Source organism: Methanolobus sp., from assembly GCF_016278365.1.
Taxonomy (GTDB): Archaea; Halobacteriota; Methanosarcinia; order Methanosarcinales; family Methanosarcinaceae; genus Methanolobus.
The window spans coordinates 15,622-30,296 of sequence record NZ_JADQBZ010000011.1 but is presented as its reverse complement, the minus strand read 5'-3'; the positions used below and the strand labels follow the sequence as shown (position 1 = coordinate 30,296).

The 14,675-nt window shown below is 45.0% G+C and carries 14 protein-coding genes; 8 read left to right on the top strand and 6 right to left on the bottom strand.

Annotated features, from left to right (window positions below; translation table 11 throughout):
- Positions 1-9 precede the first annotated feature (9 nt).
- Positions 10-456 carry a DUF488 domain-containing protein gene (locus QZZ22_RS11880; protein WP_292465142.1) on the top strand — a complete coding sequence of 149 codons (447 nt, stop codon included), beginning with the start codon at positions 10-12 and terminating at the stop codon, positions 454-456.
- 8 nt (positions 457-464) lie between these two features.
- Here the strand turns inward: QZZ22_RS11880 and htpX are convergent, their stop codons facing one another.
- From htpX to QZZ22_RS11865, 3 genes are all read right to left on the bottom strand, one after another.
- Entirely contained in the window at positions 465-1,322 is an 858-nt protein-coding gene (gene htpX / locus QZZ22_RS11875) for a zinc metalloprotease HtpX (RefSeq protein ID WP_292465140.1), read from the bottom strand.
- A 167-nt stretch (positions 1,323-1,489) separates the two neighbouring features.
- A complete protein-coding gene (locus tag QZZ22_RS11870) occupies positions 1,490-1,756 on the bottom strand; it encodes a hypothetical protein (protein ID WP_292465138.1) in 267 nt (88 codons plus the stop codon).
- A 25-nt stretch (positions 1,757-1,781) separates the two neighbouring features.
- Positions 1,782-3,110: a hypothetical protein gene (locus tag QZZ22_RS11865; RefSeq protein WP_292465135.1), complete on the bottom strand. Its 1,329-nt coding sequence runs from the start codon at positions 3,108-3,110 to the stop codon at positions 1,782-1,784.
- 337 nt (positions 3,111-3,447) lie between these two features.
- Between QZZ22_RS11865 and QZZ22_RS11860 the strand changes: the two genes are divergently transcribed.
- The 7 genes from QZZ22_RS11860 to QZZ22_RS11830 all read left to right on the top strand — a co-directional run bounded on the left by QZZ22_RS11860 (position 3,448) and on the right by QZZ22_RS11830 (position 10,092).
- Positions 3,448-4,200, top strand: coding sequence for a hypothetical protein (locus QZZ22_RS11860; RefSeq protein WP_292465133.1), 753 nt, complete (start codon positions 3,448-3,450; stop codon positions 4,198-4,200).
- A gap of 65 nt (positions 4,201-4,265) precedes the next feature.
- Complete coding sequence (locus QZZ22_RS11855) at positions 4,266-4,766, top strand: amino acid-binding protein (protein WP_292465131.1); 501 nt, start codon at positions 4,266-4,268, stop codon at positions 4,764-4,766.
- Positions 4,767-4,776: 10 nt separating this feature from the next.
- Positions 4,777-5,772 carry a homoserine dehydrogenase gene (locus QZZ22_RS11850; RefSeq protein ID WP_292465129.1) on the top strand — a complete coding sequence of 332 codons (996 nt, stop codon included), beginning with the start codon at positions 4,777-4,779 and terminating at the stop codon, positions 5,770-5,772.
- Positions 5,773-5,818: 46 nt separating this feature from the next.
- Positions 5,819-7,528: an ATP-dependent DNA ligase gene (locus QZZ22_RS11845; protein WP_292465128.1), complete on the top strand. Its 1,710-nt coding sequence runs from the start codon at positions 5,819-5,821 to the stop codon at positions 7,526-7,528.
- An 11-nt stretch (positions 7,529-7,539) separates the two neighbouring features.
- Entirely contained in the window at positions 7,540-7,893 is a 354-nt protein-coding gene (locus tag QZZ22_RS11840) for a hypothetical protein (RefSeq protein WP_292465126.1), read from the top strand.
- 99 nt (positions 7,894-7,992) lie between these two features.
- Positions 7,993-8,844: a phosphatase PAP2 family protein gene (locus QZZ22_RS11835; RefSeq protein WP_292465125.1), complete on the top strand. Its 852-nt coding sequence runs from the start codon at positions 7,993-7,995 to the stop codon at positions 8,842-8,844.
- A 39-nt stretch (positions 8,845-8,883) separates the two neighbouring features.
- Positions 8,884-10,092 carry an MFS transporter gene (locus QZZ22_RS11830; RefSeq protein WP_292465124.1) on the top strand — a complete coding sequence of 403 codons (1,209 nt, stop codon included), beginning with the start codon at positions 8,884-8,886 and terminating at the stop codon, positions 10,090-10,092.
- On the opposite strand, the gene QZZ22_RS11825 is transcribed toward QZZ22_RS11830, so the two are convergent.
- The 3 genes from QZZ22_RS11825 to QZZ22_RS11815 all read right to left on the bottom strand — a co-directional run bounded on the left by QZZ22_RS11825 (position 10,082) and on the right by QZZ22_RS11815 (position 14,674).
- Positions 10,082-10,912, bottom strand: coding sequence for a response regulator (locus QZZ22_RS11825; RefSeq protein WP_292465121.1), 831 nt, complete (start codon positions 10,910-10,912; stop codon positions 10,082-10,084). The genes QZZ22_RS11830 and QZZ22_RS11825 overlap by 11 nt on opposite strands.
- Entirely contained in the window at positions 10,906-12,948 is a 2,043-nt protein-coding gene (locus tag QZZ22_RS11820; protein WP_292465119.1) for a CHASE4 domain-containing protein, read from the bottom strand. The genes QZZ22_RS11825 and QZZ22_RS11820 overlap by 7 nt, the downstream gene beginning before the upstream one ends.
- A 415-nt stretch (positions 12,949-13,363) precedes the next feature.
- Positions 13,364-14,674, bottom strand: coding sequence for a TldD/PmbA family protein (locus QZZ22_RS11815; protein WP_292465566.1), 1,311 nt, complete (start codon positions 14,672-14,674; stop codon positions 13,364-13,366).
- Between the last annotated feature and the right edge of the window lies 1 nt (position 14,675).

Sequence of the window (14,675 nt, the reverse complement as noted above, 5' to 3'; positions counted from 1 at the left end):
TATCTTACGATGGTGCGAAAAACTCAATGTTACAGCATAGGATATGGCAACAGGTCCTTTGATGATTTTGTGCAGATGCTTGCTCAGAACAGGATAACCAACCTTGTCGATATCCGGAGGTATCCTCAGTCAACATTTGATGATTATAATAGGGAATCGCTGGAAAGGTCTCTTCCCCTGAATGATATTATCTATACGCACTGTGAAGGAGTTGGAGGAATGCGTGACTCCACATATATAGAATACATGGGGACCGATGAGTTCAGGAACAGTTTTGCAAAACTTTTAGCCTACATAATTAATGTTCATAAAGAAGGTGGAAGGGTAGTGCTCATGTGCGCAGAAAAAAGCCCAAAAGGATGTCACAGACATTATCTTTCCATAAAACTGGAAGAAAATGAAGTAGAGGTAATTCACCTGATCGAGCCCGGTCAGGTGAGCCTCTTCAGTTTCTGATTGGATATTTACATCGCACGAAGGCGCTTAATGCGCTCTTCGGTGACCGGGTGTGTCCTGAACAGGTTCATGAGGGTGCTTCCCTTCAAGGGGTTCACTATGAACATGTGTGCAGTGCTTTGGGATGCCTGTACGTCCCCTTTTCTTTCTCTGTAGTGGGTAGACCCGTATTCAAGTTTCTCCAGTGCATTTGCAAGAGCCCATGGTTTCTGCGATATGCGTGCACCCTCTGCGTCGGCAGCAAATTCCCTGGACCTTGAGATGGCTAGCTGGATTATTGTTGCAGCAATGGGTGCTACTATTGCGAGCGCGATAAACCCTATGATATTTCCGCTTCCTTCACTATCCCTTCCTCCGATGCCGCCGAAAATGGCTGCCCACTGGGCCCATGTGGCTAGCATTGTGATAACACCAGCTATTGTTGCTGCAATGGCGCTGATCAGAGTGTCACGATTCCTGACGTGTGCAAGTTCGTGTGCAAGGACACCCTCAAGCTCTTCTGCATTCAGCAAGTCAAGTATGCCTGTAGTTGCAGCAACTGCAGCATGCTGTGGATCCCTTCCGGTTGCAAATGCATTGGGCATCGATGTGTGAACTATATACACTTTGGGCATGGGAAGGTTTGCACGAAGTACAAGTTTCTGCACAATTCCGTATAAGTCCGGATAGTCTGCAGCTGTCACTTCCTGTGCGCGGTACATTTTCAGGACTATCTTATCGCTGTACCAGTAAGTACCAAAGTTCATGATAACGGCAAATATGAAGGCAATTATCATTCCAGAAGTCCCGCCAACCATCTGGCCTACGATGACCAGAAGACCTGTCAGTGTGGCCAGCAGTAACGTTGTCTTAAGCATATTCCCCATTTTTTACCTCGTAGAGATGTTCTCATATGTTCTCATAATCGATATATAATTGTTTGCTCATCTATATAAAGGTTCCCAATGACAAGTTCTACAAGTAACTATATTTCTAAAACATGTACTAATTATGTGCAGCAGTGCTTATGAAAAAAGATATGAGCAGGTTGTGCTCATATTTCCTCTACTACGATATTCTCCGCATCCATCTCGCCTATAAGTGCTTCAAGCTCTGCCATCTCAGCTTCAAGCTGCACGATCTCTGGGTCAGTGACACCGATGCTCTCTTCGCTTAACAATGCGTCTACTTCGGATAAATCCGCATCACTTGTATTTTCAGCTATGATGTCATCTCCCTGTGTTTCATTGTCGGCGCAGCCTGATACGATCAGGCCGAGCACTACAATACCCATTATTAGAATATGCTTATTTTTTAGCATTAATTTTTCATCCCCCTTTTTGCCATCAGATAACGGTCAGGTTATCGGAAACGGAAGAATTCCCTTCTGAAGTATTATTTCCAAATTCGTTTCCTGAGTCGTCATCATCTTCATTTTCGCCTGACTCTTCGGAGCTCTCATCAGATTCATTCTCTTCATCATCTTGCTTTGCCCACTCTTTACTGACACCGTTGAGTTCATAGGAGCCCTCGCCCGAGAGAACTGCTGTTCCTTCCCCTTCAACAGAGAGTGAGATATCTTCTGCGCGGAGCATCACTGTAAGGCGGCTGCCTTCAATTGTAATTGTTCCAGTGAGATTGTCAAAGACAAATGCCCTGTTATTGCTCTCGCTGTTACCAGCGTTGATGTTAGATGACCCGTAAGATGCATCGCTGGTGTTAATGATGGCATCTCCTGCCAGATCCTTAACAATGAGCTTTGCATCATTTGTGCTGAATGTCATCTTGAGGTTCCCGGAGAGTACTGCCGTCCCATTTCCTTCGGCTGTGAGAGTTTCATTTCCGTTGAGTACTACAAGTCCCTCACGGTGTTGCTTGAGTTGCTGGAGCATATTTTTCAGGACTGCGTTTGCTTCTCTTAGGCTCTGTCCTGCTTCACTCATGTTTTGGGCGATTTGACTATATTCCTCACCGCGTGTATATGCATTTCTAGCCTGTTCCTGGTGTCCTTTTGCTTCAGCTATGAGTGCATTGTATTCATTAAGCATCTCTTCAAGCTCAGTCACATCTTCGCCTTCCTCTTCCAGACGTGCGATCTCATTCCCAAAGCGGAGGGCTATAGTCTCAGAAGCCTTTATAGTTGCAGTGAACTTGTTATCGATAGATGTTACAGATGAGGTTACCCTGTCCTTGCGTGCATCCTTCCAGATATCTCTTATGTCCTTTGCACTTTCAGCAAGTTCCTTCCTGGTAGATGCTGCAGCGACATTTTCTTTCTCCAGTTCCAGTTTTGTGATATGTTCTTCACTGTCAAGGGAGTCGATCATGTAGTCAATAGTGTTGTTCAGGTATTCTTTTGTAGCTTCAATGGCTTCTTCGGAAGCAAGGTTCCTGTCAGTGGCCTTAAGCTTCACGAAGTTATCCCTGGCATCAAGATAACCGGCTTTTACGTTCTTATTCTCTTTGGCCCTGTTCACAAGAGTTGTTTTATTCAGGCCTTCTGCCTGCTCGCGCAGGGCACTCTCATTGGCGTTGACCATGTCGCGATCCCTGTCCTTGACCTGGATGCCTGACTTCTGTGCGTTATCAGATGCAGCAAGGGCTCCTGTTGAAAGGATGCTTGCCACCATAAGTACCATTGCAAAATATGCAAAAAACTTAAGTGATGTTTTCATGACTCTACCTCTTTCTCATTTCCTCTTTTTATTATTAGATTGTGTTTTGTGCCCGGGCCTTGGTCCTGATCCGGGCCTTAATGCAATTTCCGTATTCTCTGGGGAACATATATGCTTACTTTACTTCAGGCCATCCTTTACAGGGAATTCTTACTGTTACAAGGATTATAATGGCTCTATTTGCTTGATAATACTTCATCTCTCTTCAGATTGTCTATTAGAAAGCATTAAATCCAAGTACTATGTAATTATATAATCTGTGATAATCAAAAACGTTCTTTCCACTTTGTTTTTATTACTTTTTATTAGTAGTATCCCTTTTGCCCATGCATCTGATATGGCGACTGTACATGGCGTTATTTATGAATGGGGCACATTCGAACCTCTTGAGAATGTCATCGTAGAGGTTAATTCCACTCCTCCCCAGTCCATGCTTGCAAGGTATGGACTGTATTCATTCAACCTGGCGCCGGGAAACTACGTTATATCTGCTAGTTATTATCGTAATAGCACACTTGTTTATGATGCTCAGGAAGAGATCACGATAATCGGTTCAGGGGATTATGTAATAGATATCATTTTTCTCCCTACTTACTATGAGTCTGATCTGATTGAGACAGAGTTTAATGAACTCGACGAACTTGCCGACCTTGCTGAAAGCAATTCCGAACAGGATAGTGGACCACTCTCGTCCAGGGTAATTGCCCTGTTGGTGATGGTGACAGTGGTATTGGCAGCCGGGGCGTATTTACTATCAAAGGATCGCAAAGGCGATGTTGATACGGGAACTATGGATACTTCATTTAATGGAGTATCCTTTGGTGCAAGTGATAAGTATGCTGAATTACCGGATGATCTCCGGGAAACGGTTGGCATTATCTCAAGACATGGTGGCCGTATTTCCCAGAAAGAACTGAGGGGCTCCCTGAAGCACTCGGAGGCCAAGGTCAGCCTTATGATATCTGATCTTGAGAATCGTGGCATAGTGAAGAAGTTCAAAAAGGGTCGCGGTAATGTTATAATACTTGCAGTTACCGGTGAAGGCGAACCTAAAGTGATCATGGATGAAGGGCCAAACCAAAATATATAACTGTATTTGATGCCTATGGATACAGAAATCATTTAGAGTATTTTATCGACTCTTACGAGGTATAAATGCGAGTTTCTATGGACCTTGAACTGAAAGACATCCCGGGGCAGTTAGTCCTTGCACTGAAGCCTGTTTCTGAATTTAAGGGCAATCTGATATCCGTTGTACATCACCATGAAAAGAAAACACCCCGCGGCAAGATCCCGGTGCATCTGGTATTTGAGATCAAGCCCGATCATCTCGATAATATCATATCCCTTCTTGAAGAAAGTGGGATCAGTGTGGTGAGCGTAGATGAGAAGAGATATCTTGAACATGGCGCTGTGATACTTATTGGCCATATAGTCCACACTGACATAAAAGATACCATTGATAAGGTCGACAACACGGGATATGCTGAAATTGTCGACCTTAACCTGTCAATGCCCCGGGTTAACAGGCCCTCGTCCGCTTCCCTAAAAATCGATGCTGTAAGTAAACAGCATATGAGTGCCGCGATAGAACTGCTTAAATCTATTGCTAAAGAGAAAGACCTGTTGGTCATAGAACCGATAGGTATTAACTGAGGATGATTTAATGAAAACGATACGCGCATCAATTATCGGGTTCGGAGCAGTGGGCCGGGGTGTGGCACAGGTTCTTCTTGACAAGAATGACTATTTGCAAAGCATCGGCATAGATATGAGAATAGTTGCCATAGCAGACTCAAAGACCGCACTGGTCGATCATCAAGGTGTGGACCTTGAATCTGCACTCTCCAGAAAGAAGGAAACAGGTACTGTTGGGAGCGAGATCATGTCAGGCACTGAGATAATCAGGACCCTGGACCATGAGCTGGTAATAGAGACAACTCCCACAGACATCGATACTGGAGGAGTAGGTCTTATCAACATGATGGCGGCCTTTGAGAGATGTATGGATGTGGTTACCTCCAATAAAGGCCCTCTTGCACTCAAATACGGTGAAGTGATCGCAGCCGCGAAAAAATCCGGCTCCCATTGCAGGTTCGAAGCTACTGTAGGTGGCGCGATGCCTGTTATTAACCTTGCATGTGATGTCCTCGCAGGTAACAGGATGATCAGCATGGAAGGGATCTTTAACGGAACCTGCAATTATATACTCAGCCGGATGATGGAAGAGCAGGCGCCTTATGAACAGATGCTTGCAGAGGCTCAGGAGCTTGGGATAGCGGAAAAAGATCCTACTTATGATGTAGAGGGAATCGACACAGCATCCAAGCTTGTGATAGTCGCCAATTCCATTTTCGGCATGAATGCTTCTTATAGGGATGTGACAGTGACAGGTATCACAAGGATAACGCCTGAAGCGCTCTCACTTGCAAATGCTGACGGTTTCGCCATCAAACTGATAGGTGAAGTGAATGACAGCAGGATCAACGTTGCACCCAAACTGGTGCCACTGAGCCATCCTCTTGCAGTAGGTGGCACACTGAATGTTTTCTCGGTACAGACCGATCTCGCAGGACCCATCACTATTACCGGAAAAGGTGCTGGCTCAATAGAAACAGCAAGTGCTATCCTGAGTGATATTATAAACATCTACAAGAACTAGCTTTCATAGATTATATTTTACGACAACAACATATTTTACGGTAGACATGACAAGTTTCAGGGAATTTTCACAGGCCTGCAAAATTATAGAGGCGACTCCGGGCTCTTTGGAGATGACCTCCCAGGTTGCAGAGCTGCTAAAAAGAGTAAGTCCTGAGGAACTCCCCATTGTCACTCATTTTGTCATGGGTGAAGTGTTCCCTGCATGGAGCTCCCGGGAAGTGGGCGTGGGCGCAGGTATCCTCTATGCCGCTCTTGCCAGGTCATCCGGGCTCTCTGTGAGTGACATTGAAGGCCTTATACGGGACACGGGCGATATAGGTGAGACCGCTGTAAAAGCACTTGCCAAAAAGTCAAAGGGCCAGGCTACATTCTCATCATTCCTTGAGGAAGCACCCGATATATCTGTACATGAAGTGTTTGAACGTTTCCAGGCTATATCAAGGTCATCGGGCAAGGGTTCCCAGACCTCCAAGATAAAGAACCTGCAATATCTTTTTAACTGCGCGACCCCGGAGGAGGTCGGTTATATGGCCAGACTCGCCGTGGAAGATCTGAGGATAGGTGTCGGTGAGGGAATAGTACGGGACGCCATCGCATTAGCATTCACTGTTCCTGTAGCTACTGTAGAGAGAGCCTTCATGCTGACCAACGACATGGGACTTGTGGCAAGCACGGCAAGGGAAGGTGGGCCTGAGGCGGTCGAAGGGCTTGGTCTGCAATTGAACCGCCCCATCAGGATGATGCTTGCACAGATAGCTCCCACTATCGAATCTGCAATTGCGGGCATAGGTGAGGCAGCGATCGAGTGGAAATTCGACGGTGCAAGGTTGCAGATACACAAGGATGGCGACAGGGTGACATTATATTCCCGCAAGCTTGAGGATATAAGCAGTTCCCTGCCTGAAATTGCTGCCTCTATTGGCAAATATGTTCATGCGGACTCGGCCATACTTGACGGAGAAGCTGTCGCAATGGATGAGAATGGCCGCCCGAGGGCATTTCAGGATCTCCTGAGACGTCTGAGGCGAAAATACGATGTCGATTCGACCGCAAAGGAAGTCCCACTGTCAATTAATATTTTTGACATAATGTATCTAAACGGAGAGGGACTCATAGACGTCCCCCTGGTAAAAAGAAGATCACTGCTTGAAAGCTGTGTGGAAAATGGCGACTCCATTCAAGTGGACAGGCAGGTAATTACCAGTGATGCCGAGGAAATCAACGGAATTTATACTGAAGCTCTCAGGGCAGGTCATGAGGGCATCATGATCAAGAATCCCCAGTCTCCTTATTCACCTGGAAAACGCGGGAAGAACTGGCTCAAAAAGAAACCTGTCATGGAAACACTCGATCTGGTTGTGATAGGTGCCGAATGGGGCTATGGCAGACGTACCAATTTCATGGGTTCGTATGCCCTTGCATGTCACGATCCCAAGACAGGGCGTTTCCTGCCTGTCGGAAAAGTGGCTACAGGTTTTTCCGACGAGCAGCTTTCTGAACTGACAGCAACTTTTACGGACCTGATAGTCGTGCAATCCGGTACAAAAATAGAGCTTAAACCCCAGGTTATCTTTGAGGTTGCATTCGAAGAAATACAGAGGAGCACCAATTATGAGTCCGGCTATGCTCTCAGGTTCCCCCGGCTTGTGAACGTAAGGGATGATAAATCGCTTGAGGATGTTGAGACCATTGACAGGCTTGAAGAAATGTATCGTCTGCAGAGGGAAAGGGGAATTAATCCAAGTACTTCATAAGTAGGTGTCAAATGAATACAAAATTGATCACATTTATCCTGCTATCGGGTTTTTTGATTCTCGCAGGCTGCCTGGAAAATGTAAATGACCGGAATACTTCCGTAAGCGATATTGAGTCTGGTGTAACAGTAGTTTACATTGATAATTTCTCTTTCGATCCTGATGCAGTCACAATAAAAGAGGGTGATACTGTAAGGTGGATAAGCAATGACACTGCAGCATTAGTTATAAGTGGTAGCTCATTCCAATCGCCTGCCCTGAGGAGGGGAGATACATATAGTTTCACTTTCAATGCCCGTGGAACCTACAACTATTACCTGCTCTCACATCCCTGGACCGGGAGTGGGATGGTCATTGTGGAATAATGTTCTTCCTCACTTAGTGCCTGCCTCAGGCACAACAACTATTTTAGTATGGTACTAGTAAATATTATATTTAGAGGACACCCATAAGGAGTAGATATAATGACAGCTATTGCCCTGATGACTGTAATGGCTCCTGTCGTAGTCCTGTTGAGTATCATAGCTTATTACACGCTAGTGCCAAAAGAATACAGGCTGCACAAAGGCAGGTTATATGCTTACGGGAACCATATAGGATTAACTTCTGAAGTACTCCCTTATGTTTTGGTGGTAACTATTGTTTATATACTTGCCAAGTCCCAGGAAACTATCACGGCTGCTCTGAACATAACTCCTACATCCCGGATCGCAGACATTATATTCCTGCTGGAAGGGAACACTGTCAGCGCATTCCAGACAATAGCAAGTCCTTCACTGACATATTTCAGTGCTTTCATCTACCTGTTCGGTTTTTCATTCCTGCTCATATTCACTTTTATAGCTCTCATATGTGCCGGCAGGATATCCGCACTTCAGGAATATTCCATTGCAATCACGGTGGCATATCTTGCTGCTTTCCCTTTCCAGGTGCTGGCTCCTGTGAAGATCACGGGTTATACGCTTCCCAACGTAGTTCCCTTACTCTACCAGCTAAGTCCCTTAATACTGGAAGGTCTGAGGAGCGTTGATCCTTATTTCGATAACTGCTTCCCGAGCCTTCATGCAGCGCTTTCCATTATTGCAATGTTGCTCGTTGTTTTCAGGACCGATCTGAAAAAGTATAAGGTAGTGGTCGTACTTCTTACGATTTCCATACAGTTCACTATATTTTATCTGGGTATACACTGGATAACAGACTTTTTCGGGGGATTAGTGCTTGCAATAATAAGTTATGCCATTGCCATCCGTTACAGGGACAGGATAGTAAAGTTGGTAAGAACGGTCAGGGAAACCACGCAGCCTGCTTCAGAGTAAGGTTAACTACAGGATATTTAGAATGGAAACTCTCTGAAGATGACTGGAAAAATGAACTCTCCATCTGCAGAGGGTCTTGATCCACAACTTTACATTCTTTCCCTTTCCAAATTATTCAAGGACATAGGTACGGGAATGCTTGCCTTCCTGATCCCGCTTTACATAGTTGGCCTGCAAAGCTCATTTTTTACATCCACTCCGATAGTAGTGAAGGCAGGCATTGTAGCAACAGCATTTGGCATTTCCAATACAATCTCTCAGCCTATTATGGGCAAACTGTCTGACAGGATGGATCGCAGAAAACCCTTCATCCTCGCAGGAATGGCGGGTTTCACTATTCTTTCTTTTATATATGCAAATACCAGGCAATTCGAATATGTGGTCCTTTTCCGTTTTGTCCAGGGAATAACCGTAGGTGTGGCAGTCCCTGCTATTGTGGCGATGGTGACACATTTTTCCACAAGCAGAACACGGGGGAAAGCCATCGGGATCTATTCATCACTGAGGGGGCTGGGTTTTGGCAGTGGTCCTATCGTCGGAGGTGCTGTTGTAAATTACTATGGATATGAGGCAGCTTTCTATGTATGTGCCCTTCTGGGCATTATGAGCACCTCGCTCGTATTTTTCTTTGTGAAAGAAAAGAGTGATAACATAAAGGAAAGAACATCAATTAGTGCCTCATATGCTAAAGACCCACAATTCATTGTGCTTGCTGTTGCAATGTTCATGATGATGGTTGGGATTATGATAATCTTTGCCTTCCTTCCGGAATACAGGATATTGCTCAATGCAAGCGAACTATCGCTCAGTATGGCGGTCTCTGCCTATGTGCTGGTAAGGGTGCTTTTCCAGACACCTATGGGTGTGATCTCGGACAGGATCGGGAGGAAAAATATGGTTGCATACGGCCTGTTGCTTAACGTTCCCATAGTCATAGGGCTTGGTTATGCAGGCAGTATCACAGAACTTATCATCCTGCGTGCCCTGCAGGGCATTTCCATGGCTGCGGTCGAGACTCCTGTCATGGCACTTGCAGTAGAACTAACAGGTGGTAATGCAGTAAGTTCAAAGGTCAGTATTATAACTGCTGCGCAGGCCGGAGGTATGGCGCTGGGCCCAATAATGGGAGGATTGCTTGCAGGTTATGTCTCATTCAGGACACCTTTCTATCTGTGCGGTGCACTTATCCTTATGTCCGTTTTCCTGGTACTTGCGAGGGTGAAAGAGCCCGGGATAATCAGTGATTGATCTTCTGGCTGAGCTCACTGTTCAGCATGTAGTTTAAAAAAGATTTCTCCAGATTCCTTCTTTCTGTTATATCACAAAAGACAATGATGGCTCCAATTGTTTCATTGTTGCTGTTCTTTATAGGTGAGCCGATAACATCGATAGGTATATGGTTGTTCTCTCTGGAAACAAGCACGGCACCTTCACAAAGACCGTAAAAGGTTCCTTCTTTGAGGACTTTCTCAGTGGGATTTAATACCGTTTTGCCTGTAGTCTCGCATATTACCCTGAAAATGCGATCTATTGTTTCCCCGAATGCCTCTTCATGTCTGTACCCTGTCAATGCCTGCGCCAGCAGGTTTATGTGTTTGACCCTTCCGGAAGCATCCGTGGAAATGATGGCATCTCCTACATTATCAAGCAACGATGTTATCCAACTGTCGTTCTGGAAATGTTTTTCCTTCTCCTGTTCTTTTTTATGCAAGGCGATCTCTATGTTAGTTCGAAGTTGTCTGTTGTCAAAAGGCTTCAGTATATGCCCGAAGGGCTCTGTCATCTTTGCTCTCTGTAGCGTCCTTTCATCGGAGTATGCAGTAAGGTAGACCACTGGGATCTTATGATTGGTGTGTATGACCGAAGCAGCTTCAATGCCGTCAATGTCCCCTCTGAGCACAATGTCCATCAACACAAGATCCGGGTTGTGTTTTCTGGCCATCTTTATTGCATCTTCTCCGGTCGATGCCATGCAGGGTACTATATAACCGAAACTTTCCAGGCTATGCTTAATGTCCAGGGCAACTATCTTCTCGTCCTCGACTACCAGTATTTTTTCATTCACCATCGACAGTCCCTTCTTACATAGGAGAGTTCCTTGAAAGTTATTCTGAATTCTGTGCCTTTACTCCTATCGAGCTCGATCTTTCCATCTATCTGCTCCACAAGTGAGTTCACCAGTTGCATGCCAAGCGAATCCGTGTTCCTGAAATCTACATTTTCAGGAAACCCCGTTCCATCATCGCTGATATTCATGATGAAATCATCTCCCTCCGGGTATATCTCTATGGATATTTTTCCGGGACCTTTATGGAAAGCGTGTTTCAGGGAATTTGATACTATTTCATTGATTATCAGGCCAAGGGGAATAGAGGTGTCTATTCCAAATATTACGTTTTTAATATTTAAATTGATTTGGACTTCATCCCGGGAAAAGCCATAAGAACTGACAAGATATTCTGCAAGGCTCATTATGTAATCCCCCATGTGGACTTTCTCTATATCTTGTGACCTGCATAGCTTTTCATGGGCCATAGCCATAGATCTTGCGCGATGCTGGCTTTCTTTGAATGCTTCAATGACTTCCTTATCCCTGAACTTTCCGGACTGGAGGCTAAGGAGACTTGAGATGACCTGTAGATTGTTCTTTACCCTGTGGTGTATCTCTCTTAGGAGTATATCTTTTTTGTACGCTTCTTCTGCCTTTTTTATATCTGTGATGTCTTTTACCACGGACATAACTTCGTCCTCTCCGCTCACAACTATGCGCGCCTCAAAATCCCTACTCTCTCCTTTTACAGGTACCTGGTACTGCATGGTCTGCATTTTTCCTGTCCTTATCACTTCTTCGATGATATTGATCTCTTTTATAGCGATATCTTTCGGCAATACATCCTCAATACTTATATCCGGGAGTCCGTCAGGGGATTCGTAAAGACACTCTCCGGTGGAGAGTTTATAACTGCATATTGTTCCATCTCTCCTGATCTGGAATACCATATCCGGCATGGCCTGGATTATTGCTTTTATGGTTGCATCTTTTTTCAGGACAAGCTGCCTGGACTCTTCAAGTGATTCAAGCAACAGGTTAATGGAGTTGCTGAGATTGGAGATCTCGTCATTTCCTTTTTCATAGATACGTCTGGAAAGGTCCCGGCTTTCTCCTATATTCTTTATGTCCGTGCTCAGATCGTTCAGGCGTGAAAAGAATGAATTATCAAGCAGGTACAGTGTGACAGATCCGAAAACGCCTGCTACAAACAGCAGAATCATTAAAAAGTATATCACGGTGGCTTTGCCCTGAAGGTGTATGGTGCGAGGGCTGCTTACATCCAGCGTGAGAGCAGGCTGTCCATATATATCATTTAGTAAGATGCTCCCGGTGATCATGCTTCTGTTCAGCAGACTTAAATATATTTCCTCTCCTGAACTAAGCTTGATTCCTGTATTCTCTCTTAACTCCCCCGTTTCCTGTGCGAATAGCACTTCAAGTGAAAGGTTTGTCTTGTCAGAAAGCAAATCCTGTTCTGCCTGGTCCAGGAACCGTCCCATCAGGATAACTCCACCGATGGGTGTTTCCTCATTGCTTAAGATTATAGGCTGGGAAGTGAGAATGACCGGCACATCTGCCAGATATAGTATTCCTGTTTTTCTACTGTATCTAGTATCATGTTCCAGTAAATATCTGCTATCTTCAAGGTGATCGATAAGGATTAGTGGTGGTGACGCCTGTGTCATATTCGATAGGTCCACGCCTTTTGAATATACCAGTGTACCTGACTCGTTATAGAATAATACAAAGCTTATTCTCTGGTTGATAAATGTCTCATCTACAAGATAAGTGTTGATGTAGTTGCTGTTATTATCACGAACGAAGTAGTAAGTCTCATCCCATACGGACCAGTCTGCCGTTTTCCTCTCGAGGTCCTCCATATCCCAGTACAAGGAGTTCCTTGCATTCTGCATATCTTCCTTCAGCTCTTCTTTCTCAAGATGATCGAAACTATTGATCAGGATCACCTGGGAACCCAGGAAGAGTAAAATGACCAACCCGGTAAGTGTGGCACCAAGCATTGCAATGGTTTTTCTGCGTAAGGTGGTCATATGGTTGCACGGTCCTTGTTCTTATTTGCAGGGAATGGCTACAAATAATAGAATCACATTAGTCCAATTCATAAAATTATAGAACAGTTGAATACATCTCTATATAAATCTATTGCTTTGTCCAGCTGCCAGTAGTCGGACTGTGAAGGATAGTATGATGATTTCCGAAAAATATGTATTGATTTCTAAGATTACGCCGGCAATATTGTAACTGTATGCGAGTGCACATTAAAAAAAATCAGATAACTCGGGAATTATTCCTGTAAAAATGCGGCATACTGAAAATGCAGATTGGAATACTGCAAAGCACCTTGCTTTAAGGGCTGTTATCAATCAGCTCATTGCGTTCTGCTCAGGTAACTGGAACTTGGAAGCGAAAGCCCACGGTTTAGGCCGTGGGTAATTGACTTAATCATCATCCCACAACGCTCATTCCGGGAATTCTTATCGAAGGAGTGACGATTCCTCCCACCTTGCGTATATCCGTACCAGCTCCATTGACTTTTGTGAGCATCTCGAATATATTTCCGGATATCATCAGGGATTTCACCGGTCTGTCGATCTGCCCGTCCTTTATAGTAAAGGCGTTCCTTGCCTCCACGGAAAAGTCTCCTGATATTGAATTGGCAGTGTGGGCGCCAATTACCGTATTTACGTAGATGCCTTTATCAGTGTCGGCTATTACATCGAGGGCCGGATGATCAATGATAAAATTCCTGGGACCAACAGAAGGTGTTGAGAAATATGAACCCCTTGAAGCATTTCCAGTACTTTTGACATTGTCCTTGCCTGCTGTATACGTATCATACAGGTAGGATCTGAAAATGCCATTTTCGACTACTTTTGTCCTTTGCGAGGGAACTCCCTCATCATCGGACCTGCCAGTCTCGATACCTCCTTCGAGTAGTCCATCATCGGTGATGGATAACTTTTCAGTGGCTATCTGTTCTCCTATCTTTCCCTTGAGGTTGGAGCGTTCTTTCTGGACATTGTCAGCATCTATGGAAGGTATGAATGCACTTCCCAGTAGGTCCGCAAATGCGAACGGGTGCATGATCACATCTGTCTTGTGGGGCTCGATGGATATTCCCTGTTGTGACCTGCGGGCAAGTTCTGCTGCATTCCTGCCAATCGCAGTAAAATCGAGATCGTTCTTCCGGGATATTGCAAAATCATAGGCTGTAGATACATCTCCTTCTGTTGTGATGACATCTGCAAAGCCAGAGATACCTGTGGATTTTTCCTCCACTTCGATGCCGTTGGTGTTCATGATCAGATGTTTTCCAAAACTGCGGGAGAAGCTGCCTGAGGTCACAATGATTCCGGAAACAGCCCCTGCACCCTCGATCATCTTTACTGCCTGTAGGATGCATGCATCGAGTTCCATTTGCTCAATGTTTGGGTCCATTGTGCCGGACACTTTGGGATATTCACTTGCATAAGGCAATGATATCCAGTCAGGGTCTCTATCGCGAACCCTGGCTGACCTGACAGCGCTCCTGGCCGCATCCTCTATGTGGCTCATGATGTTAGTGCTTGCAAAACCAACAGCACCGTTGACAATGGCACGGATGCCCAGTCCCTGGGAGATATTCTCCTTTGCGCCTTCGATTTCGCCCTTGCGAATATCCACGGAAGTCTTATGATCTTCAATAAGCAGTATCTCAGCTTCATCGGCTCCTGCATCAAGTGCAGCTTTGAGCCCTTTGCCTGCAAGCTCATACATC